Genomic DNA, 24036 nt, shown 5'->3' on the forward strand with positions numbered 1-24036 from the left:
CTTTTACATGCATCTGCCAAATCTTTAGAGTACAATCTTTGCCGTTTATGATGATTTGGTTAGATGGAATTCCTATTTAGCCCGATTAAGGACACTCATTGGAGACAATTACATGAAGCAACCCGTTCGTGTTGCCGTGACTGGCGCTGCAGGTCAAATTGGTTACAGCTTATTATTCCGTATCGCAAGCGGTGAAATGTTAGGTAAAGATCAACCTGTTATTTTACAATTGCTTGAAGTTCCAGTTGAAAAAGCACAACAAGCGCTTAAAGGCGTAATGATGGAACTTGATGACTGTGCTTTCCCTTTATTGGCTGGCATGATCGGGACTGATGATCCGAAAGTTGCATTTAAAGATGCTGACTACGCATTATTGGTAGGTTCTCGTCCACGTGGTCCTGGTATGGAACGTGCTGACTTGTTAAAAGTTAACGGTGAAATTTTCATCGGTCAAGGTCAAGCATTAAACGAAGTTGCTAGCCGTAACGTTAAAGTATTAGTTGTAGGTAACCCTGCAAACACTAACGCTTACATCGCAATGAAATCTGCTCCAGATCTTCCAGCGAAAAACTTCACAGCGATGTTGCGTCTTGACCACAACCGTGCGTTGACTCAAGTTGCTCAAAAAGCTGGCGTTGCAGTTGCTGATATCGAAAACTTAACAGTTTGGGGCAACCACTCTCCAACAATGTATGCTGACTATCGTTTTGCAACTGCAAATGGCGAAAGCTTAAAAGACAAAATCAACGATCCAGCTTGGAACAAAGACGTATTCCTTCCAACTGTTGGTAAACGTGGTGCTGCGATCATCGAAGCGCGTGGCTTATCTTCTGCTGCTTCTGCTGCTAACGCTGCAATTGACCATATGCGTGACTGGGCGCTTGGTACAAACGGCAAATGGGTAACTATGGGTATTCCATCTGATGGTTCTTATGGTATTCCTGAAGGCGTTATGTTCGGTTTCCCTGTTACAACTGAAAACGGTGAATACAAAATCGTTCAAGGTTTAGAAATCGATGAATTCAGCCGTGAGCGTATCAACTTCACTCTAAACGAGCTTGAAGAAGAACGTGCAGCAATTGCTGACATGGTAAAATAATTCATCAATTTGATGAGTTAAAAAAAGCACTCTTTTAGAGTGCTTTTTATTGAATCCTGAAAAAGCAAACACAAAAAGCAACAAGAAAATATAGACACTATCATGCAAGTAAAAACGTTTTATTGTTAGAGTAGTTAATAGATGATTTAAAAGAAGTTATAGGAGAATAACAATGTTTGAGCAGCAACCTACATTAGAGCTTTTATTTGATCAACTGGGTTTGGACTCGGATGAAGCAAGTATTGAAAATTTTATTAAGACACATCAATTGCCAGCCGAACAAAAATTACATGAAGCTTCTTTTTGGTCAAAGGGGCAAAGTGATTTTTTAAAAAGTCATTGGGAAAAAGATGATGAGTGGATTGTGGTTATTGATGAACTGAATGAACAACTGCATGAAGACAGTGTGAAAAAATAATTTCAAAAATAAAGTCTGTTTTACAAGTAATACGTAAAACAGGCTTTATTACATTAAGGGTTTAATGTGTCTTTACTTTTAATTGGTCTTTATACCATGGCTCATGACGTACAAGGTCAAATACAGGTTGGCCATGAAGCAATTCAAGATCACACGTAGACGTTGATAAATATTTAGTTAACCAATGTCGTGTTAATGCTGACTCTTGTCGTGCTGCTGACGCATATGCCAAGAAGAAATAGATATCAGCATGTTCATGATGCGCTAAGGGCTTCAAAATTTGTTGAGTAATTAACGCAAAACGTTTTTCTTTATTGAGTTCAAAATAAAGCATATAGGCTTTGGCTAAGTGTAAAGACAAATTAAGATATAAGCTCAATGGCATTTCTTCATATTCCATACGAGCTTGTTCAAGTAAGACAATAGCTTCTTGTAGAAAATGAAGTTGTTCTTGGCGAACACGACTTAATACTACAAGTTGCATGCGTAACTCAGCACGCTCCAAAGCAAGCTCAGGCGTATTTTCAGTCAAATAAAGTTGGTCTGTTTCACCAATTCGGTTCACAATTGTTTTACTTTCAATAGACATACGCCATCACCTTTTCTAATCAATAGCTTTTATATCGGGTTTATTTACCAAATTTAAAGAGTAACCTTTAGACCCAAATGGAATTTCCACTACGAAGCCAAGCTGTAATAGAGAGTCTTTGTTGTTTTGAGGTTAATACTTCATGTAATAAATCACTTTGAAATATTACCAGGCGATTGGGTTCAGGATTAACAATATGCCATTTATCATTTTTATCTTGTAGTCGTAATTGTCCACCCCAATCTTCTTGCCATTCTGGATGTAAGTAATAGACAGTTGACATCATACGATCATTTTTTTGTTGAGGATTGTCTCGGTGTAAAGCATAGAATTCACCTAAATTATAACGGGCAAAATGAGCTTCAACTTCTTTAATTCCTAAATAGAATGCTTGATTTAAACTTTGTGAAAATAAACGTAAAGTTTCAATATGTTGCTGAGCAATAGGAAGCTGATCGTTAATCCAAAGAATATGGTCACTACGAATATTACTAACTACACCGTTTTGAATACCCGCTTCTCTAAATTCATCCATGTGATGGCTGCACTCATTGGCGACCTGAGCGCGATATTGATCGGGATAGGCCTGATTTATAATGGCAAAGCCATGTGTATTTAAATCATCTAAAATTTGATCCAAATTCCATGAATCAAGAAGCGAGTGAGAGTGCATATAACCTCAGGTAGATCGTAAAAATATCAAGCAGCTCTATTTTAGATGATCACAACCTTACGAAAGAATATTTTTTTCATGTTAAACTATTTGTTGAATTGAGGAATTAAAGTCAACATGAATTACCGTCACCATTTCCATGCGGGCAACTTTGCAGATGTTATGAAGCATGTGCTTTTGCTACAGCTGCTCAACCGTTTAAATGCTAAAGATAAACCTTATCGTTATATCGATACGCATGGAGGGGCAGGCAAATATGATTTATCTCTGGCACCTGCACAAAAGTCTGGAGAGTTTCTCACAGGCATTCATCGTCTAGTTCAACTATCTGACATGGAAAAGCGTCAGGCACCTGAAGCAATCCAGCAATATTTGAAATTGGTCGAACAATTACGTTCTGAGGAAGGAAAGGGTAGTTATCCTGGTTCTCCTTGGTTTGCCCTGCAAGGCATGCGTGAAATCGACAAAGCGACAATATTTGAAATGCAGCGCGATGTATTTCAGCAATTACGTCATAATATTCGCGATAAACGTGCAGGTTTACATGAGCGCGATGCATATGAAGGCTTGCTTGGCGTAATTCCGCCAAAAGAAAAGCGCGGTCTAGTTATGATCGACCCACCTTACGAATTAGAACGTAAAGACTTTCCGCAATTAGTTGAACTTTTACAGCAAGCTTATAAAAAATGGCCAACAGGCGTTTTTGCAGTTTGGTATCCAATTAAAGACCGAGCGATGATTGAACGTTTTGAAAAGAAAATGTTTAAAACGGGTATTCGCCGTCAGTTAGTTTGTGAAATTTGTGTATGGCCAGATGACACTCCTGTAGGTCTAAATGGTTGTGGTTTATTAGTGATTAACCCACCTTGGCAGTTCTCTGAACAAGCAGACCAAGCACTACAGTGGTTATTCCCGCATCTACGCATGCAAGAAACTGGTGGTCATGCTGCTGTTCGCTGGTTGGTAGGTGAGTAACAGTTAACTTAAATCAATGCACATGTTTGGAATAGAAAATAATGACAAATGCGCCTAAACCAGAGCAAGATTTAACTCATAATGAACATTCATTTGATGGGATTACATTTGAAGTGGTTGAAGAAGAAGATAATCCGGAAGGACAAAAAGTGAAGCGCCGAGGTATTTATCTTTGGCCTAACTTAATTACAACCGCTGCTCTGTTGTCCGGTTTCTATTCCATCATTGCAAGTATGAATGGCGATTTTAATCAAGCGATCTATGCCATTTTTATTGCAGCGCTATTAGATGGTTTAGATGGTCGAGTTGCTCGAGCAATTGGCGCGCAAAGCGCTTTTGGCGAACAATATGATTCTCTCTCGGACTTGTTAGCTTTTGGTGTGGCTCCGGCAATGCTGATGTATAGCTGGAGTTTGCATGATTTAGGTCGTATTGGTCTGGCTTGTTGTTTTGTTTATACAGCCTGCGCAGCCTTCCGACTAGCGCGTTTTAATGTGCAAATAGGCGTTGTTGATAAGCGTTATTTTATCGGCATTGCAAGTCCACTCGCTGCTATTATCATTATTTCACTTGTCTGGGTTGCTCGCGATTATCCTTTCATTTTTGATTTACGTGATATTGCGATTCAAACTATTAATGCTGTTCTTATGGTAATTGTGGGATTACTCATGATTTCCAATATTAAATATTATTCTTTCAAGCAGATGGATCGTAAACGCGTTCCTTTTGTAGTTATGTTGCCAGTAGTACTGATTTTTGCGGCAATCACTTATAATATTCCAATGGGCATTTTGACAGTTTCAATTATCTATGCTCTATCTGGCTTTGTTACGACTCTATTTGCACGCAAGAGTAATGAAACACTAAAAACATAAAATAGAAGAGGTCCAGTATGCCTAAGTTGATAAGTGAAATTAATCAATTACAGCAACTGGGCCTTAATGCTAAAGAGGGGGTTGTTTATCAACCTTCTCGTGGCTTTTTTAAAATCGTTTATCAAGCTTTAATCCTTCCCAATTTACCCACACCGCTTCGTTATTTTAATTATATTAGTTTAGTTGGACAGCCGCGCATTCCTCTTTGTTATAACGCTCACAGTATTACAACTTCAGCAATCGACACTGCAACAGTGCTTGTAAGTAATAGCCAACATAGCGTGGGACATTTAAAAACATATTCTATTCGACGCCAATGCCAGTTTGATTCAACTCTCTATCAGTTTGATAAAACTGATCTGATTCAATGGCAAATTCCAATGATTCGCCTTCAGCGATTAGACTCGGAAATGGGATGTGATCTTACGATTCAAATCCCAGAAAATATATCTAATGCCTCTGCATTACAGTGGGGCGTTTCTGACTATTGGTCAACACTGTGTGTTTGTGTAGGAGAAATTTTTTATAAAGGGCAAAAATATGAAATTGAAGGATTGGGGCGATTTAAACACGCAAGGGCTCTGCATTTACCGTTCTTATCTTTATGTTTCTATACATGCCAAATTATTAATTTGAATGAGACGACACAGCTTACATTCCTACAAATAAGAAATCAGTGGAATATCATTTTATGCTCAAGACTAGAGATCCATGAATTTGGGAAGCCTGTTGAAATTTTTACCGAAGATGTAAATTTACATATCCATCGGGTTTATCCAAAGGTTAAAACACCAAATGGTAAAGAGATGTATTTGCCACGAGAGTTTTCTTGGCAGTGTAAGAAAAATGGAAAAATAATTTTTGAACTGTATGCACAAAGCCGTGGTGACTACAAGTTTGGTTTGGCGGCTGGATATGTAGGAAGCTTTCAATATCAATTAAGCTGGAATGAACAGTGTCTACAAGGAGAAGGTGGATATTGTGAATATATTGATTGTCGCCCACTTAGGTGGCAAGAAAAGAATCAAGACGAGAAAATTTTAGATAAATTGATGCTTTTGCAGCCATGTTTATATAAAAAATGACTATTTTTATCATTTTTGGTTAAAAAGCGAACTGTTGTTGCACTAATGTTAAAAAAGGTATTGCAAAGGGAATGAGATGGTCTATAATGCACATCCATCGGCGGTGATGTAGATAGAAACTTGTTGAAAAACAGTTACTTGTGATTAGATTGGTTGCTTTAAGTGATGAATTTGATGGTAAGTTGGTTTTGAGAATAAGTTTTAAAAATATCGAAATTACCTGTTGACTTTTAAGAGATTAAGAGTAATATAGCCGACCTAGCTTGCTGGTGACGAACCAGGAAGAAGATCATTAAGAGAATTGAAGAACAACTTGTGTGGATTTTTACTGATTGATTAATCGAAATAATTTTCATTGATTGATTGGTTTAAATTACTCGAAGTTTATTTGAGCGAAATTTAAGTCAGTAATTGATGAGCCAGAATTGGCACCTTGTCTTTAATAAGGTGCAAAATGATTTTAACTGAAGAGTTTGATCATGGCTCAGATTGAACGCTGGCGGCAGGCTTAACACATGCAAGTCGAGCGGAGAGAGGTAGCTTGCTACTGATCTTAGCGGCGGACGGGTGAGTAATGCTTAGGAATCTGCCTATTAGTGGGGGACAACATTTCGAAAGGAATGCTAATACCGCATACGTCCTACGGGAGAAAGCAGGGGATCTTCGGACCTTGCGCTAATAGATGAGCCTAAGTCGGATTAGCTAGTTGGTGGGGTAAAGGCCTACCAAGGCGACGATCTGTAGCGGGTCTGAGAGGATGATCCGCCACACTGGGACTGAGACACGGCCCAGACTCCTACGGGAGGCAGCAGTGGGGAATATTGGACAATGGGCGCAAGCCTGATCCAGCCATGCCGCGTGTGTGAAGAAGGCCTTATGGTTGTAAAGCACTTTAAGCGAGGAGGAGGCTACTTTAGTTAATACCTAGAGATAGTGGACGTTACTCGCAGAATAAGCACCGGCTAACTCTGTGCCAGCAGCCGCGGTAATACAGAGGGTGCAAGCGTTAATCGGATTTACTGGGCGTAAAGCGCGCGTAGGCGGCTAATTAAGTCAAATGTGAAATCCCCGAGCTTAACTTGGGAATTGCATTCGATACTGGTTAGCTAGAGTGTGGGAGAGGATGGTAGAATTCCAGGTGTAGCGGTGAAATGCGTAGAGATCTGGAGGAATACCGATGGCGAAGGCAGCCATCTGGCCTAACACTGACGCTGAGGTGCGAAAGCATGGGGAGCAAACAGGATTAGATACCCTGGTAGTCCATGCCGTAAACGATGTCTACTAGCCGTTGGGGCCTTTGAGGCTTTAGTGGCGCAGCTAACGCGATAAGTAGACCGCCTGGGGAGTACGGTCGCAAGACTAAAACTCAAATGAATTGACGGGGGCCCGCACAAGCGGTGGAGCATGTGGTTTAATTCGATGCAACGCGAAGAACCTTACCTGGCCTTGACATAGTAAGAACTTTCCAGAGATGGATTGGTGCCTTCGGGAACTTACATACAGGTGCTGCATGGCTGTCGTCAGCTCGTGTCGTGAGATGTTGGGTTAAGTCCCGCAACGAGCGCAACCCTTTTCCTTATTTGCCAGCGAGTAATGTCGGGAACTTTAAGGATACTGCCAGTGACAAACTGGAGGAAGGCGGGGACGACGTCAAGTCATCATGGCCCTTACGGCCAGGGCTACACACGTGCTACAATGGTCGGTACAAAGGGTTGCTACCTAGCGATAGGATGCTAATCTCAAAAAGCCGATCGTAGTCCGGATTGGAGTCTGCAACTCGACTCCATGAAGTCGGAATCGCTAGTAATCGCGGATCAGAATGCCGCGGTGAATACGTTCCCGGGCCTTGTACACACCGCCCGTCACACCATGGGAGTTTGTTGCACCAGAAGTAGCTAGCCTAACTGCAAAGAGGGCGGTTACCACGGTGTGGCCGATGACTGGGGTGAAGTCGTAACAAGGTAGCCGTAGGGGAACCTGCGGCTGGATCACCTCCTTAACGAAAGATTGACGATTGGTAAGAATCCACAACAAGTTGTTCTTCATAGATGTATCTGAGGGTCTGTAGCTCAGTTGGTTAGAGCACACGCTTGATAAGCGTGGGGTCACAAGTTCAAGTCTTGTCAGACCCACCATGACTTTGACTAGTTGAAGTTATAGATAAAAGATACATGACTGATGATGTAAGCTGGGGACTTAGCTTAGTTGGTAGAGCGCCTGCTTTGCACGCAGGAGGTCAGGAGTTCGACTCTCCTAGTCTCCACCAGAACTTAAGAGAAGTTCGGATTACAGAAATTAGTAAATAGAGATTTTAAGATCTTGGTTTATTAACTTCTGTGATTTAAGTATCACGGTATTAAGCATGACCTGACGAAGGCATGTTTATTCATTAACAGATTGGCAAAATTGAGTCTGAAATAAATTGTTCACTCAATAACAAAAAGAGAGGAAGTAATTCTGATCTTGGAGTTGATTGAGAACTAGCAAATTAACTGAATCAAGCGTTTTGGTATATGAATTTAGATTGAAGCTGTACAGTGTTTAAGTACACAGACAACAGATAGTAGCGATGAAGAATCGCACGGACAACACTCACTTGTAGGTGTTGACGACTGTTTGGGGTTGTATAGTCAAGTAATTAAGTGCATGTGGTGGATGCCTTGGCAGTCAGAGGCGATGAAAGACGTGATAGCCTGCGAAAAGCTCCGGGGAGGCGGCAAATATCCTTTGATCCGGAGATTTCTGAATGGGGGAACCCACCTACTTTAAGGTAGGTATTGCAACATGAATACATAGTGTTGCAAGGCGAACGAGGGGAAGTGAAACATCTCAGTACCCTTAGGAAAAGAAATCAATTGAGATTCCCTCAGTAGCGGCGAGCGAACGGGGATCAGCCCATTAAGTTATGTGTGTTTTAGTGGAACGCTCTGGGAAGTGCGAACGTAGAGGGTGATATTCCCGTACACGAAAGGGCACACATAATGATGACGAGTAGGGCGAGGCACGTGAAACCTTGTCTGAATATGGGGGGACCATCCTCCAAGGCTAAATACTCCTGACTGACCGATAGTGAACCAGTACCGTGAGGGAAAGGCGAAAAGAACCCCTGTGAGGGGAGTGAAATAGATCCTGAAACCGCATGCATACAAGCAGTGGGAGCACCTTCGTGGTGTGACTGCGTACCTTTTGTATAATGGGTCAGCGACTTATATTCAGTAGCAAGGTTAACCGTATAGGGGAGCCGTAGGGAAACCGAGTCTTAATAGGGCGTTTAGTTGCTGGGTATAGACCCGAAACCAGGCGATCTATCCATGAGCAGGTTGAAGGTTGGGTAACACTAACTGGAGGACCGAACCCACTGTCGTTGAAAAGCCAGGGGATGACTTGTGGATAGGGGTGAAAGGCTAATCAAGCCTGGTGATAGCTGGTTCTCCCCGAAAGCTATTTAGGTAGCGCCTCGGACGAATACCATAGGGGGTAGAGCACTGTTTCGGCTAGGGGGTCATCCCGACTTACCAAACCGATGCAAACTCCGAATACCTATGAGTACTATCCGGGAGACAGACTGCGGGTGCTAACGTCCGTAGTCAAGAGGAAAACAATCCAGACCGCCAGCTAAGGCCCCAAAATCATAGTTAAGTGGGAAACGATGTGGGAAGGCATAGACAGCTAGGAGGTTGGCTTAGAAGCAGCCACCCTTTAAAGAAAGCGTAATAGCTCACTAGTCGAGTCGGCCTGCGCGGAAGATGTAACGGGGCTAAAACTATGTGCCGAAGCTGCGGATTTGACATTAGTCAAGTGGTAGGGGAGCGTTCTGTAAGCCGATGAAGGTGTATTGAGAAGTATGCTGGAGGTATCAGAAGTGCGAATGCTGACGTGAGTAACGACAAAACGGGTGAAAAACCCGTTCGCCGAAAGACCAAGGGTTCCAGTCCAACGTTAATCGGGGCTGGGTGAGTCGACCCCTAAGGCGAGGCCGAAAGGCGTAGTCGATGGGAAATTGGTTAATATTCCAATACTTCTGTGTAATGCGATGAGAGGACGGAGAAGGTTAAGTCAGCCTGGCGTTGGTTGTCCAGGTGGAAGGATGTAGGTATGTATCTTAGGCAAATCCGGGGTACTCTATACTGAGATCCGATAGCAAGCTGTACTTGTACAGTGAAGTGGCTGATACCATGCTTCCAGGAAAAGTCTCTAAGCTTCAGTTACACAGGAATCGTACCCGAAACCGACACAGGTGGTCAGGTCGAGTAGACCAAGGCGCTTGAGAGAACTCTGCTGAAGGAACTAGGCAAAATGGTACCGTAACTTCGGGAGAAGGTACGCTGTTGTTGGTGATGGAACTTGCTTCCTGAGCTGACGACAGCCGCAGAAACCAGGCCGCTGCAACTGTTTATTAAAAACATAGCACTCTGCAAACACGAAAGTGGACGTATAGGGTGTGATGCCTGCCCGGTGCTGGAAGGTTAATTGATGGGGTTAGCGTAAGCGAAGCTCTTGATCGAAGCCCCAGTAAACGGCGGCCGTAACTATAACGGTCCTAAGGTAGCGAAATTCCTTGTCGGGTAAGTTCCGACCTGCACGAATGGCATAATGATGGCGGCGCTGTCTCCAGCAGAGGCTCAGTGAAATCGAAATCGCTGTGAAGATGCAGTGTACCCGCGGCTAGACGGAAAGACCCCGTGAACCTTTACTGCAGCTTGACACTGAACTTTGACCTTACTTGTGTAGGATAGGTGGGAGGCTTTGAAGTTGGAACGCTAGTTCCAATGGAGCCGTCCTTGAAATACCACCCTGGTAATGTTGAGGTTCTAACTCTGTCCCGTTATCCGGGACGAGGACCGTGTCTGGTGGGTAGTTTGACTGGGGCGGTCTCCTCCTAAAGAGTAACGGAGGAGTACGAAGGTGCGCTCAGCGTGGTCGGAAATCACGCGTAGAGTATAAAGGCAAAAGCGCGCTTAACTGCGAGACCCACAAGTCGAGCAGGTACGAAAGTAGGTCTTAGTGATCCGGTGGTTCTGTATGGAAGGGCCATCGCTCAACGGATAAAAGGTACTCTGGGGATAACAGGCTGATACCGCCCAAGAGTTCATATCGACGGCGGTGTTTGGCACCTCGATGTCGGCTCATCTCATCCTGGGGCTGAAGCAGGTCCCAAGGGTATGGCTGTTCGCCATTTAAAGAGGTACGCGAGCTGGGTTTAGAACGTCGTGAGACAGTTCGGTCCCTATCTACCGTGGGCGCTGGAAATTTGAGAGGATCTGCTCCTAGTACGAGAGGACCAGAGTGGACGAACCTCTGGTGTACCGGTTGTGACGCCAGTCGCATCGCCGGGTAGCTATGTTCGGAAGGGATAACCGCTGAAAGCATCTAAGCGGGAAGCCTACCTCAAGATAAGATTTCCCTAGGAATTTATTCCTCTAAAGAGCCGTTCGAGACTAGGACGTTGATAGGTTGGATGTGGAAGCATAGTGATATGTGAAGCTGACCAATACTAATTGCTCGTGAGGCTTGACTATACAACACCCAAGCAGTTGTATGTGAAGCATCAATCGATTCATAAACATGCAAAGCAACTTGATTTAGTTAAACGCTTAGCTAAAATGAACAAAATCAGATTCAATCAGCCCGTCTGTAAAGATTTGGAAAACGCAACGTATCACACAGTGAATAAAACGAAGCAAGTATCCATAAACAGTTGTGCTGGCGACCATAGCAAGAGTGAACCACCTGATCCCTTCCCGAACTCAGAAGTGAAACCTCTTAGCGCTGATGGTAGTGTGGGGTTACCCATGTGAGAGTAAGTCATCGCCAGCTCATTATTCTAAACACCCCCGTTCCAATGAATGGGGGTGTTTTTTTATACCTAAAATATTTTTGGGGGGATAAAGTGGAAACTTAATCGCCAATTCTTCAGACATTAAAATTGATTCAAATTATAAAGAAATAAAGCTAATCTAAAATTATTTACCTAATTAGAAATTTAATATGCCGTGGATCGTAGTTAAAACTTTCTCGTTTCCTTATGAGGCACAAATTGCAAAGACTCAATTAGAAGCATTTGGAATTCCTGTTTATATTGAAAATGAGCATACAATTAATATGGATTGGCTCTATTCTAATGCTTTAGGTGGAGTTCGCTTATTAGTTCCAGAGAACTATGTTGATGAAGCGAACTCATTTCTTGAAAAAGACTTCAGTGATGAGCTTGAACAAAAGTTTGGGGAGAGTAAAGAATGTTGCCCTGAGTGTGGAAGTTTGGATATAGAAGTTAATACTGAAGGAAAAAAATCTGCCTTTATAGCGTTTATGTTTTTCGGTCTACCTTTATTTTCTTTTAAAAAAGGTAATAGATGTAGGCATTGTGGGCACTTTTGGAATTAAATATACAGTAAAAGATTATTGATTATCTTAATTATGGAACCTAATGTAGATATATTAGAGTTATTTCTATCTCTGCAATTAATGTTCGAGGCAGAGAAGCACCAGATACTAAAGAAAGAAAATTTATTGTTTTGACAGACGTTCAATTTAAGAAATATAAGGAATTATTCCATGACAACTAAAAAACAGTTATCTCCAAAACAAATAGAGGTTTTAATTGAACTATTAAAAGCTAGATTTGAAAAGAATTCACATCGCCATAAAGAAATTGAGTGGACAAATGTGCGAGCAAAATTAATAGAGTCACCAGAAAAATTGTGGTCATTGCAAGAAATGGAGAATACTGGGGGAGAGCCAGACGTTGTAGCGTATAATCAGCAAAAAGATGAATATTTATTTGTCGATTGTTCTGCTGAAACACCCAAAGGTCGTAGAAGCCTTTGCTATGATCGTGAGGCTCTACAATCTAGAAAAGATCATCCTCCTAAAAATAGCGCAACAGACTTACTCCAAGAAATAGGGGCTGAACTTCTAACAGAAGAGCAATATCACCAATTACAACAGCTCGGGGAGTTTGATCTAAAAACATCTAGCTGGCTTGCTACTCCAGAGGAAATCCGAAAATTAGGAGGAGCTCTTTTTGCGGACTGTCGCTATGGTCGAGTCTTCATCTATCATAATGGAGCCCAGTCTTATTATGCAGCTCGTGGTTTTCGCTGCTGTTTAAGGGTATAAGCCTTTTGAATCAACTCAATCGTTTGGATTTGATATTTTATGCCAAGAAAATGGAGATTCTTGCAACTTTTGACTGATAGTAAACATGACAAGATATGTTCTGGAATTAAATAAAAATATCAGGACATTTCTAAAAATGCAGCTCAATCCAATTTACTATAATGAACAACATATAGCTTTTGCCGATAATGTTCGTAGATTTGTACAAAAAGAAATGGCCCCTTTCGTTAATGACTGGGATGAGGCTGAGACATTCCCAAGAGAACTTTATAAAAAGGCTGCTGAAATTGGTCTATTAGGTTTAGGTTTTTCTGAGGAATATGGCGGTATTCCTGATGCAGATCCATTTTATTCATTACTGGCTGGTGTAGAAATGGCAAAAGCTGGTTCGGGTGGAGTACATATTTCACTCATGGTACATACAATTGGAGCACCACCGATTCAGCATTTTGGAAGTGAAGAACTAAAGTCAAAAGTTTTACCAAGGATTATTTCTGGAGAAAAGATTTCAGCATTGGCGATTACAGAACCAGGTGGTGGTTCTGATGTGGCTGCATTACAGACTAAAGCTGTCAGAGATGGTGATTACTATATTGTTTCTGGTGAGAAAACCTTTATTACATCGGGAATTCGTGCAGATTATTATACAGTTGCAGTGCGTACTGATCCGACAAAAACGGGTGCAGAAGGCATTTCAATGTTGCTCATTGATGCACACAGTGAAGGTATTACTAAAACACCTTTGAAAAAAATGGGATGGTGGGCTTCTGATACGGCGCATTTGCATTTTGATCAAGTACGAGTACCTGCATCAAATCTACTTGGTAAAGAAAATTCTGGTTTTAAAGTTATTATGAATAACTTTAATATGGAGCGATTTTTCTTGGGAGTAGTGGCTTATGGGTACGCGTTAGTCTGTTATGAAGAAGCTTTAGAATGGGCACAGCAGCGTAAAACTTTTGATAAAAGATTAATAGATCATCAAGTAGTACGCCATAAGTTGGTAGATATGGCAACCCAGCTGACCTCAACGAGGGCATTACTTGAAGAAACTGCATGGAAAATGACTCAACCAAAACTACAAGGGCCTGACTTGGTGGCGCAAATTTCAATGCTTAAAAATGTTGCGACTCGCACAATGCAGTTTTGTGCTGATGCGGCTGTACAAACGTTAGGTGGTATGGGCTTTATGCGAGGTACCAAGTCGGAACGTATTTACCGTGAAGTGAAGGTCAATATGATTGGTGGTGGTGCTGAAGAAATTATGAAAGATTTAATTAGTAAACAGTTGAGTTATTAATTATTGCAAGGTGGCCTTTGAGCCACTTTTTTATTTCAAAGCCATTTCCCAGACCATTTCGGTTAACTCATCAATTTTGACTTTACCCTCAGCTTTATACCAAGTTACGGTCCACGAAATTGCACCACCAACTAATCTTCGCCAAATAAAGGCATCATGCTTTACCTTGCCTTCAGTGCGTAATTTTTCAATAACATCTAACCAGATTTGCTCATATTCATTACGCATTTTTAGAAGATAATCTTGTTTTTCTTTTGACAGGGCAAACCATTCATAGACCAAAACAGCCATGGCTGCACCAGTATCTCCAGTAATTGAAATGAGTTCAGATTTAATAAGAGCACGTAATTGTTGTTCTGGATCGGTAGATTGAGCGGCTGCATCTTTTAAACGAGCAAGATTGTAAATAATGGTTTCCTCCATCACGTGAGCGAGGATGTCATCTTTACTTTTAAAGTGGTGGAATAAGCTTCCCGACTGGATTCCAATAAATTGAGCAAGTTCGCGTACAGTGGTTTTGTCATAGCCTTGTTTATGAAATAGGTAGGCAGCCCCTCGTAATAAGCGACCACGTGGGCTGTCATCAAAACAAGAGATATTTGGAATCTGTTCAATTGAAGTCGCAATCATACGAAAGCCGAATCCTTTATATAAAAATACTTAACAGAAAAGTTTGCCAAATCTCATCATGTTTTACCTGAGCTGTCGAGTTTGGCAGTTTTGGTCAATTTCACAATAACATTTTGCTCTTTACAAACCAAGCGCTTGCTTGGTAATGTTGAGTTTAATTTTTAAACAAAATAATGAGAAATAATATGGCAAGTAATCAACAGGATGATGAGCGTGTCGTAAAAATAGGGTGTGCCTCTGGTTTTTGGGGAGATACCAATACTGCTGCTTTTCAATTGGTACATCTAACCGATATTAATTATTTGGTTTTTGATTATTTGTCCGAGATCACCATGTCGATTATGGCAAAAGCGAAAATGGTAGAACCGAAACATGGCTATGCTTTGGACTTTGTCAGTCGGGTGATGGCGCCTCTACTTAAAAAAATTGCAGAAAAAAAGATTAAGGTTATTAGTAATGCTGGTGGTGTTAACCCATTGGCATGTCGAGATGCTTTGCAAAAAATAATTAAAGAATATGGACTAGATCTGAAAGTGGCTGTGGTATTAGGTGATGATCTTTTGCCAAAACATGAGCAGCTAAAATCACAGAATATTCAAGAAATGTTTAGCGGAGAAGCTTTGCCAGAACAGGTGGCAAGCAGTAATGCTTATTTAGGCGCGGTTGCTATTCGTGACGCCTTAGACTTAGGTGCAGATATTGTGATTACGGGTCGTGTAGTTGACTCTGCTGTGGTACTTGCACCCTTACTTCATGAATATCAGTGGTCGCTCGATGACTATGACAAATTAGCACAAGGTTCCTTGGCAGGTCATGTCATTGAATGTGGGGCTCAATGTACGGGTGGTAACTTTACCGATTGGCAATTGGTGCAGGGCTTCGACAACATGGGCTTTCCAGTCGTTGAAGTGAGTGAAGATGGCTCATTTGTTGTGACGAAACCACAGGGTACAGGTGGGCTGGTATCTACTGCCACGGTTGCTGAACAAATTGTTTATGAAATTGGTAATCCTCAAGCATATTTACTACCCGATGTAATTGCTAATTTCAGCCACGTGCATTTAGAACAAGTCGGAGAGCATCGAGTTCGTGTGACGGGTGCAAAAGGACAAGCACCAACTACACAATATAAAGTCAGCGCGACCTATCCTGATGGTTATCGGGTTTTAGTAAGTTTCCTCATTGCAGGTCGTGAGGCACCGAAAAAAGCGCAAGTCATTGCTGATGCGATTTTGGTTAAGTGTGAGCGTGTTTTAGCAATGCGTTCAGTGCCACCTTTTAGTGAAAAATCGGTTGAAATCTTAGGGATTGAAAGTACCTATGGTGGACATGCTCAGGCATTAGATAGTCGTGAAGTGGTAGTCAAAATAGCTGTAAAACATATGTTTAAAGAAGCATGTATGTTCTTTGCATCTGAAATTGCACAAGCTTCAACAGGTATGGCTCCAGCCGTGACAGGAATTGTTGGAGGCCGACCCAAAGCATCTCCAGTGATCAAATTATTTTCATTTTTAATTAATAAAAATCAGGTGAATGTTGAAATCGATTTTGATGGCCAACGTCATGCGGTTGAAATTCCACAAGGGGTTTCTACAGAGCAATTGCCTACATTAACAACAGGCGAAAATGCAGTTTATCAAGGGGATGAAATTGAAGTTCCTTTGATTGAAATTGCGCATGCTCGCAGTGGTGATAAAGGCAATCATAGCAATATCGGCGTGATTGCACGTAAAGCAGACTATTTACCATGGATTCGTGCAGCACTAACTGAACAGTCTGTTGCGAGCTATATGCGACATGTTTTGGATGCTGAGAAAGGACGAGTAATCCGTTATGAGTTACCGGGTTTAAATGCACTGAATTTTATGTTGGAGAATGCCTTAGGCGGTGGTGGTGTTGCCAGCTTACGTATTGATCCGCAAGGTAAAGCCTTTGCCCAACAGTTATTGGATATGCCTGTTAAAGTTCCGGCACATCTTTTAGAAAAATAAAATGAATGGATGAAACAAAGATGAGTTATCAATCAATATTTAGACCAGATGCTTTCGCCAATAAAGTCATTATTGTGACAGGTGGAGGCTCAGGTATTGGCCGTTGTACGGCACATGAGCTTGCAGCCCTTGGTGCCCAAGTGGTAATTACAGGACGCAAAATTGAAAAATTAGAGAAAGTAAGCCAAGAAATTATAGAAGATGGGGGCTTAGTTCATTTCATTGTTTGTGATAACCGTGAAGAAGAACAAGTGAAAAATATGATTGCCGAAGTGATTGAAAAATTCGGCAAACTCGATGGTTTGGTAAATAATGCAGGCGGGCAGTTCCCTTCAGCTTTAGAGAATATTTCAGCGAATGGTTTCGATGCAGTCGTGCGTAATAATTTACACGCAACTTTCTATTTAATGCGTGAAGCTTATAACCAATGGATGGCTAAACATGGTGGCAGTATTGTCAATATGACTGCTGATATGTGGGGCGGCATGCCAGGAATGGCGCATTCTGGAGCTGCGCGTTCGGGGGTTGATAACTTAACTAAAACAGCATCGGTTGAGTGGGGCAAATCTGGCGTTCGTGTAAATGCGGTTGCACCGGGGTGGATTGTGTCATCTGGTATGGATAATTATAGCGGTGATTTTGCCAAAGTGATTATTCCAAGTCTTGCTGGCAATGTACCGCTAAAACGTATGGGAACTGAGTCGGAAGTCTCATCGGCAATTTGTTATTTACTGTCCGATGCTGCGGCTTTTGTGTCAGGTGTAACTTTGCGTATTGATGGCGCTGCATCGCAAGGGACACGCATGTACCCACTAACCGAAGCGACAAATAGTCAGTCTTATAATGGTTTCCATCGCGCGTTTATTCCTGAAATTTTTAAAAAAGATAAGACTGAGAAAGTCGAGCAAAGCAATAATTCAGGCTCGGAGTGAGGAATAAAAAATGACCATTCTTCAATCTGAAATTACTGTTGGTAGTGAACAGTATCAAAATAATAAAGAAGCACTGCTTGCTCAGCTGAGTGAAGTCCGTGCAATTCAGCAAAAAAGCATTGATAAATCGTATGCTGCTAAACCGAAGTTTGACAAGAAAGGCAAGATTTTGCCGCATGAGCGTGTACGGTTATTACTCGATGCTGATTCGCCTTTTGTTGAGCTGTGTGGTTTGGTCGGCTACAACATGCATGATGATAAAGATGGCTCTGAAGCGGGTGGCGGCGTGATTGCCGGCATTGGTTTTGTCAGTGGTGTGCGTTGTCTGGTCTCTGCAAGTAACAGTGCGATTAAAGGCGGGACCATGTCACCCATGGGTGTACAGAAAACCTTGCGCTTGCAAAAAATTGCTTTAGAACAAAAACTCCCACTGATTACGCTGACCGAAAGTGGCGGTGCCAACTTAAATTATGCGGCAGAAGTATTTACCTATGGCGGCATGACCTTTGCCAATCAGGCACGTCTTTCTGCGGCAGGTATTCCCCAACTTGCAGTGGTGCATGGTAATGCAACGGCAGGAGGGGCTTATCAACCCGGACTTTCCGATTATGTCATTGTAGTACGCAAACAAACAGAGATGCTTCTTGCAGGTCCACCTTTACTTTTAGCTGCGACTGGTGAAGTAGCAACAGCTGAAGAATTGGGCGGAGCAGAAATGCATGCGCAAGTTGCCGGAACCGCAGAATATCTGGCTGAAAATGATGCCGATGGGATTCGACTGGCACGTGAAATTTTTGAACACCTGAACTGGAAAGAGCAAATCAAACCAGTTGATGTGACTTATAAAGAGCCTCGTTACGATACCGAGGAACTGTTGGGTGTGATTCCAAGTGATCCTAAACAACCATTTGATATGAAAGAAGTGGTTACCCGCATTATTGACGATTCAGATTTTCTAGAATTTAAGCAGGAATATGATGATTTAACGGTATGTGGCTGGGCAAAAATTGGTGGTTTGCATATCGGTATTATTACCAATAATGGTCCGATTACCCCTCAAGGAGCAGCGAAAGCAGCTCAGTTTATTCACTTATGTGAACAGACTAAGCGTCCGTTATTGTTTTTGCATAACACCACAGGTTTTATGGTAGGAACTGACGCAGAGCAAAACGGTATTATCAAACACGGCTCGAAACTGATTCAAGCGGTTGCCAATTGTACTGTACCTAAAATTTCGATTGTTGTGGCAGGGTCATATGGTGCTGGTAACTACGCGATGTGCGGTCGGAGTTTATCGCCAGATTTTATTTTTGCTTGGCCGAATTCGCATGTTGCTGTAATGGGTTCTGCACAGGCTGGAAAAGTATTACGTATTGTAGCCGAAGGAAAGCAAAAAGCTTCAGGGCAGGAGCCGAATCCGCAAATGCTCGATTTTCTTGAGCAAAGCACTGCGATGAAATTGGAACAACAATCTACCGCACTTTTCAATACGGCCATGCTACATGACGACGGTATTATCGATCCGCGAGATACCCGAAAATTATTAATTTTCCTTTTACAAACCATTTATGAAGCACAGCAGCGCGAGTTGAATCCAAGCCGTTTTGGTGTGTCACGTTTTTAATTAACCTTTACCGCAATTAAAAAAATTAATAGGAATAACACCATGAAATTTACTGCCGAACATGAAGTATTGCGCCGTACAGCTCGTCAATTTGTTCAAAATGAGCTGAATCCACATATTCCAGAATGGGAAGCTGCGGGACGTTTCCCAATCCATGAAGTATTTAAGAAGATGGGTGATCTTGGTTTATTAGGAATTTGCAAGCCAGAAGAAAATGGCGGTTTAGCGTTAGATTATTCGTATAACCTCGTGGTTGCAGAAGAAATTGGCTATGCGGCTTGTGGCGGGGTGCCTCTGGCGATTGGTGTGCAAACCGATATGGCAACACCTGCTTTGGCACGTTTTGGTAGTAAAGAGTTACGTGATGAGTTTTTAACACCAGCGATTGCAGGGGAATATGTCGCATCGATTGCAGTATCGGAAGTGCATGCCGGTTCGGATGTTGCTGCCATTAAAACCACAGCAAAAAAAGATGGTGATGACTATGTCATTAACGGCAGCAAAATGTGGATTACCAACTCCTTGCAGGCCGATTTTTTCTGTCTTTTAGCCAATACATCTGATGATAAACCACACGTTAATAAGTCGATGATTATTGTGCCGGCAAAGACTAAGGGGATTAGTTTTTCAGAACCATTAAATAAATTAGGGATGCGCTCAACAACCACAGCACAAGTTTATTTAGACAATGTACGTGTACCACAGCGTAATTTGGTGGGTGTTGAAGGCATGGGCTTCATGATGCAAATGATGCAATTTCAGGAAGAGCGCCTATGGGCTTGTGCCAATGCCATTGGTGGGTTGGAAAATTTAATCAAAAAGACCATCGACTATACCAAAGAGCGTATGACGTTTGGACAACCCCTCATTAATAACCAATATATCCATTTTCATTTTGCCGAACTCATGACCGAAGTGGAAGCGCTTAAAGCCTTAACCTACCAAGCGTGTGAACAGCATATTGCGGGTGAAGATGTGACCAAGCTGGCATCTATGGCAAAGCTCAAAGCTGGACGTTTAACTCGTGAAGTTGCCGATAGTTGTCTGCAATACTGGGGTGGTAATGGCTTTATGTGGGATAACCCTGCATCTCAGTTATATCGCGATGGTCGTTTAGGTTCAATTGGTGGCGGGGCAGATGAGATTATGCTAGGGATTATCTGTAAGTTGATGGACATCCTACCTAAAAAACAGAAATAAAAATAAGGAGTACACCATGACACTTTCAGCATCTCTACAAGTTTTAGATATAGATGACAGTATTCAATTAGAACAAGACGGCAGTATTTTATATCTCTGGTTAAACCGTCCAGAGAGCCGTAATGCCATGAACTTGAATATGGTGAATGCCATTCAACAAGTTTTTGCTGCCATTCGCGATGACCTTTCAATTCGTGCGGTGATTATCCGTGGTGAAGGTGGGTCTTTCTGCGCAGGTGGTGACATTAAAGACATGGCAGCTTTACGTGTTGAGGCAGCTAATGTTGGCAGTTTACAACCTTATGTGGACTTTAACCGCCGTTTTGGTGCCATGCTTGAGCAAGTTGAAGCCGCACCGCAAACGGTTGTAGTGATTTTAGAAGGCGCGGTGTTAGGTGGTGGTTTTGGTCTGGTATGTGTTTCCGATGTTGCCCTCAGTCGTGATAATGCGCAGTTTGGTTTACCTGAAACTGGGCTTGGTGTGATTCCTGCTCAAATTGCTCCTTTTGTGGTGAAACGTATTGGCCTGACTCAGGCACGCCGACTTGCTTTACTCGGCATGCGTTTTGAAGGGCATACAGCACTGAGTGTCGGTGTAGTTCATCAAATTGCGCATAATGAAATTGAACTTGAACAAGCTTTAGAGGAAACCATTCAACACATTAAACGAGCAGCTCCTCAAGCTTCACGTGTGACTAAAGCACTGTTATATCGAACACTCAATGAACCTTTAAATGAGTTGCTAGATGATGCTGCACAGCAGTTTGCTCAAGCGGTTGGTGGTGCTGAAGGACAAGAAGGAACGATGGCTTTTATCCAGAAAAGGTTACCAAATTGGGCCGATGAATCATAAGAGATAAGGATAAAAATAATGAAATTTTCAAAAATACTGGTTGCCAATCGTGGTGAAATTGCAGTTCGGGTGATGCAAACAGCCAAGGCAATGGGCTATCAAACTGTGGCAGTTTATTCTGATGCAGACCGTAATGCTCGCCATGTGCAAGAAGCCGATGAAGCTGTTTACATTGGGGCATCTAAAGTATCGGAGTCTTATCTTTCCATTGCTAAAATTATCGAAGCCTGTAAAAAAACTGGGGCAGATGCTGTTCACCCTGGTTATGGTTTTTTGTCAGAAAATACTGATTTTGCTCAGGCATGTATCGATAACCAGATTACGTTTATTGGGCCAACAGCTTCTGCAATTGAGTTAATGGGGAGTAAACGACTCTCAAAAATTGCCATGATTGAAGCAGGCGTCCCTTGTGTGCCAGGTTATGAAGGTAACCGACAAGATCTCGAGTATTTAGCAGCACAAGCTGAGCAGATTGGCTTTCCGATTATGGTCAAGGCCTCAGCCGGCGGTGGTGGCCGCGGAATGCGTTTGGTACAGCACTCATCCGAACTGATTGAGGCATTACAAACAGCACGTTCAGAGGCTGAAAATGCTTTTGGTTCAGGTGAGCTCATTTTAGAAAAAGCAGTAATTGCTCCACGACATGTCGAAATTCAGGTTTTTGGTGATACACATGGCAATTATATCTATTTATTTGAGCGGGATTGTTCAATCCAGCGACGTCACCAAAAGGTTGTTGAAGAAGCACCATGTCCAGTCATGACTTCTGAACTGCGTCAACAAATGGGTGAGGCAGCTGTAGCAGCTGCTAAAGCATGTGCTTATGTAGGTGCTGGAACCGTTGAGTTCTTGCTAGATGTATCAGGTACATTTTATTTTTTAGAAATGAATACCCGTTTGCAGGTAGAGCATCCTGTTACTGAACTCATTACAGGTTTAGATTTAGTTGAGTGGCAGTTGCGTGTTGCCAATGGCGAGCAGTTACCCTTGCAACAACATGAGTTGACCTTAACTGGGCATGCAATTGAAGTGCGCTTGTATGCAGAAGATCCACGGCAAGATTTCTTACCACAAACAGGACAAGTTCTGCGTTGGCAGCCAGCAAATTTGCCAAATGTACGGATTGATCATGGGATGTTGGCAACTGATGAGGTTAGCCCATTTTATGATCCGATGGTAGCAAAGGTGATTGCATACGGTAAAACCCGTGAGGATGCCATTCGCTTACTCGCTCGTGCTGTGGATGATTGTGTTTTGCTAGGTGTAAATAGCAATAAACAGTTTTTGGGCAATTTACTGCGTCATCCAATTGTTGTTGCAGGAGATACTAATACTGCGTTCATTCAACGACATTTTCAAAACGACAGCAGTCTACATAAGCAGGTTCTATCTTTAGAAACCTTAGCAATTGCTGCGGCATTATTTAGCCAAAGTAACGGTACGGCAGTATGGCAAACTGGCCTAGGTGTGCCATTACCATTAAAGCTTAAATATGATGATCAGCAAGTTCAAATGCAGCTTTCATCGCTAAATAATACGTTTACGGTACAGCTCTGCGATCAAACTATTTGTATTGAAGTGCTTGAAAGAACGATAGAGCAATTAGTTTATTTAATTGATGGTGTACGTCGCCGTGTGCAATATGTACTAGATGGTGATCAACTTTATTTAGATCGAGATAATGGCAATGTTGCAATCCGCAACGTAACTTATGCTGCCCCAGAAATAGTTGATGTAGCGGGTGATGGTAAAATTCGTGCTCCGATGGATGGCGCTGTAGTGAATATCTTGGTTAATAAAGGTGATCAAGTCGTGAAAGGTCAGACTTTATTAGTGCTTGAAGCCATGAAAATCCAACAACAGATTAAATCTGATGTTGATGGAGTAGTGGATGATGTTTTAGGTCAGCAAGGGCAACAAGTAAAAAAACGGCAAATGTTATTTACTATCCAAATCTAATAAAAAATGCCACCTTTTATGGGTGGCATTTAGCGGATTGTATAAGTAAATTCTTAAGCAATTAATTGTGTATAAGCACAGTACAAATAGCCCAAAATTGCTAAAGCAACTACTGGGGCAACAATCTTTGACCATGTAGGTACAGAAATTTCGGCAGCTTGTTCTTCAATATGCACGTCATCATGATGAGGTTGGGCTTGGTGAACCATTTGGTTGAACTCCTTCATTGTTGTATCCAATGATAGCTCTTCTTGTTCTACAGGTTTAGAACCAATTAATTCATTTAGATGGTTTGTTGACCAAACCCAATCTTCTGCTTGACCTGATAAATGTTCGATCTGACCTAAAATTAATTCTTTTAAGCCATTATGCCCAAAACCACCTGTCTCATCGAGCTGGTTAAGTTCTGCTAACTGCAAAGTTAAAATTTCAGAAATACTCTGTTCGAGTTCTGAATTTTTTAAAGTCGACTGATTATATTTAGAAGTCGTTAAATGACGAGCAACTTCTTGAATATAAAGTGGATCAGAGGTTTTGATTTCTTGATAAATCTTATTGTCATTCTGACGCCATAAACTAATCAGTTTTCCAAGCGTAAGAATATTCACCTCATCAATCAGTTTATTTTTTTCATTAACTGGATATTGATTTAAAAGCTGAGGCTTTTGAATTTTTATCTGCTCAGCAAAGTATTGGACTAAATCAAATGCCATG

At 42.0% G+C, this 24036-nt stretch carries 17 protein-coding genes, 2 tRNA genes, 3 rRNA genes and 1 pseudogene; 19 read left to right on the top strand and 4 right to left on the bottom strand.

The genetic code is table 11. The features are described from left to right. Positions 1-112: 112 nt before the first annotated feature. Together mdh and SOI76_RS02480 are read left to right on the top strand one after the other, a co-directional pair. Positions 113-1099, top strand: a complete 987-nt coding sequence (mdh, locus tag SOI76_RS02475) for a malate dehydrogenase (RefSeq protein WP_002119517.1) — start codon at positions 113-115, stop codon at positions 1097-1099. Between the two features lie 172 nt (positions 1100-1271). Next, complete coding sequence (locus tag SOI76_RS02480) at positions 1272-1517, top strand: DUF2789 family protein (RefSeq protein ID WP_002119522.1); 246 nt, start codon at positions 1272-1274, stop codon at positions 1515-1517. Between the two features lie 61 nt (positions 1518-1578). Here the strand turns inward: SOI76_RS02480 and SOI76_RS02485 are convergent, their stop codons facing one another. Continuing rightward, positions 1579-2106: a hypothetical protein gene (locus SOI76_RS02485; protein WP_032054606.1), complete on the bottom strand. Its 528-nt coding sequence runs from the start codon at positions 2104-2106 to the stop codon at positions 1579-1581. A 67-nt stretch (positions 2107-2173) separates the two neighbouring features. Further along, positions 2174-2779 (bottom strand): 2OG-Fe(II) oxygenase, encoded by a 606-nt coding sequence (locus SOI76_RS02490; protein ID WP_104079828.1) that lies wholly within the window; start codon positions 2777-2779, stop codon positions 2174-2176. 117 nt (positions 2780-2896) lie between these two features. Between SOI76_RS02490 and SOI76_RS02495 the strand changes: the two genes are divergently transcribed. From SOI76_RS02495 to SOI76_RS02545, 11 genes and pseudogenes are all read left to right on the top strand, one after another. Continuing rightward, a complete protein-coding gene (locus SOI76_RS02495) occupies positions 2897-3754 on the top strand; it encodes a 23S rRNA (adenine(2030)-N(6))-methyltransferase RlmJ (protein WP_016143005.1) in 858 nt (285 codons plus the stop codon). 41 nt (positions 3755-3795) lie between these two features. After that, entirely contained in the window at positions 3796-4629 is an 834-nt protein-coding gene (pssA, locus tag SOI76_RS02500) for a CDP-diacylglycerol--serine O-phosphatidyltransferase (RefSeq protein WP_002119541.1), read from the top strand. 17 nt (positions 4630-4646) lie between these two features. Beyond that, positions 4647-5760, top strand: a pseudogene (locus SOI76_RS02505) (DUF6670 family protein). 415 nt (positions 5761-6175) lie between these two features. Further along, positions 6176-7713, top strand: a 16S ribosomal RNA gene (locus SOI76_RS02510). Positions 7714-7772: 59 nt separating this feature from the next. After that, positions 7773-7849 (top strand) — tRNA-Ile (locus tag SOI76_RS02515). A 55-nt stretch (positions 7850-7904) separates the two neighbouring features. Then, positions 7905-7980 (top strand) — tRNA-Ala (locus SOI76_RS02520). Positions 7981-8342: 362 nt separating this feature from the next. Beyond that, positions 8343-11233: ribosomal RNA gene (locus SOI76_RS02525) — 23S ribosomal RNA — on the top strand. Between the two features lie 183 nt (positions 11234-11416). Further along, positions 11417-11531: ribosomal RNA gene (gene rrf, locus SOI76_RS02530) — 5S ribosomal RNA — on the top strand. The 16S, 23S and 5S rRNA genes sit together here with 2 tRNA genes alongside, the layout of an rRNA operon. Positions 11532-11702: 171 nt before the next feature. Next, positions 11703-12098: a DUF2007 domain-containing protein gene (locus SOI76_RS02535; protein ID WP_104080793.1), complete on the top strand. Its 396-nt coding sequence runs from the start codon at positions 11703-11705 to the stop codon at positions 12096-12098. A 171-nt stretch (positions 12099-12269) separates the two neighbouring features. Beyond that, positions 12270-12833, top strand: coding sequence for a DUF4256 domain-containing protein (locus SOI76_RS02540; RefSeq protein WP_104080794.1), 564 nt, complete (start codon positions 12270-12272; stop codon positions 12831-12833). 136 nt (positions 12834-12969) lie between these two features. After that, the gene (locus SOI76_RS02545) at positions 12970-14133 is read left to right on the top strand and encodes an acyl-CoA dehydrogenase family protein (RefSeq protein ID WP_104080795.1); all 1164 of its coding nucleotides are present in this window, start codon (positions 12970-12972) and stop codon (positions 14131-14133) included. Between the two features lie 30 nt (positions 14134-14163). Here SOI76_RS02545 and SOI76_RS02550 read toward each other — a convergent pair whose 3' ends face one another. Then, positions 14164-14763, bottom strand: coding sequence for a TetR/AcrR family transcriptional regulator (locus SOI76_RS02550; RefSeq protein WP_104080796.1), 600 nt, complete (start codon positions 14761-14763; stop codon positions 14164-14166). A 185-nt stretch (positions 14764-14948) separates the two neighbouring features. Between SOI76_RS02550 and SOI76_RS02555 the strand changes: the two genes are divergently transcribed. The 6 genes from SOI76_RS02555 to SOI76_RS02580 are packed head-to-tail and all read left to right on the top strand — an operon-like array spanning position 14949 to position 23322. Further along, entirely contained in the window at positions 14949-16754 is a 1806-nt protein-coding gene (locus SOI76_RS02555) for an acyclic terpene utilization AtuA family protein (protein ID WP_104080797.1), read from the top strand. A 20-nt stretch (positions 16755-16774) separates the two neighbouring features. Then, positions 16775-17686, top strand: a complete 912-nt coding sequence (locus SOI76_RS02560; protein ID WP_205668488.1) for an SDR family oxidoreductase — start codon at positions 16775-16777, stop codon at positions 17684-17686. A 10-nt stretch (positions 17687-17696) separates the two neighbouring features. Further along, positions 17697-19310 (top strand): acyl-CoA carboxylase subunit beta, encoded by a 1614-nt coding sequence (locus SOI76_RS02565; protein WP_104080799.1) that lies wholly within the window; start codon positions 17697-17699, stop codon positions 19308-19310. Positions 19311-19352: 42 nt separating this feature from the next. Then, positions 19353-20510, top strand: a complete 1158-nt coding sequence (locus SOI76_RS02570) for an acyl-CoA dehydrogenase family protein (protein WP_104080800.1) — start codon at positions 19353-19355, stop codon at positions 20508-20510. A gap of 16 nt (positions 20511-20526) precedes the next feature. After that, positions 20527-21363 (top strand): enoyl-CoA hydratase/isomerase family protein, encoded by an 837-nt coding sequence (locus tag SOI76_RS02575; protein WP_104080801.1) that lies wholly within the window; start codon positions 20527-20529, stop codon positions 21361-21363. Positions 21364-21381: 18 nt separating this feature from the next. Continuing rightward, positions 21382-23322: an acetyl/propionyl/methylcrotonyl-CoA carboxylase subunit alpha gene (locus SOI76_RS02580; protein WP_104080802.1), complete on the top strand. Its 1941-nt coding sequence runs from the start codon at positions 21382-21384 to the stop codon at positions 23320-23322. Between the two features lie 53 nt (positions 23323-23375). Here SOI76_RS02580 and SOI76_RS02585 read toward each other — a convergent pair whose 3' ends face one another. Beyond that, on the bottom strand, positions 23376-24035 hold the full coding sequence (locus SOI76_RS02585) for a hypothetical protein (RefSeq protein WP_104080803.1): 660 nt from the start codon (positions 24033-24035) through the stop codon (positions 23376-23378). Between the last annotated feature and the right edge of the window lies 1 nt (position 24036).

The organism is Acinetobacter pittii (assembly GCF_034064985.1).
GTDB classification, from domain to species: domain Bacteria; phylum Pseudomonadota; class Gammaproteobacteria; order Pseudomonadales; family Moraxellaceae; genus Acinetobacter; species Acinetobacter pittii_H.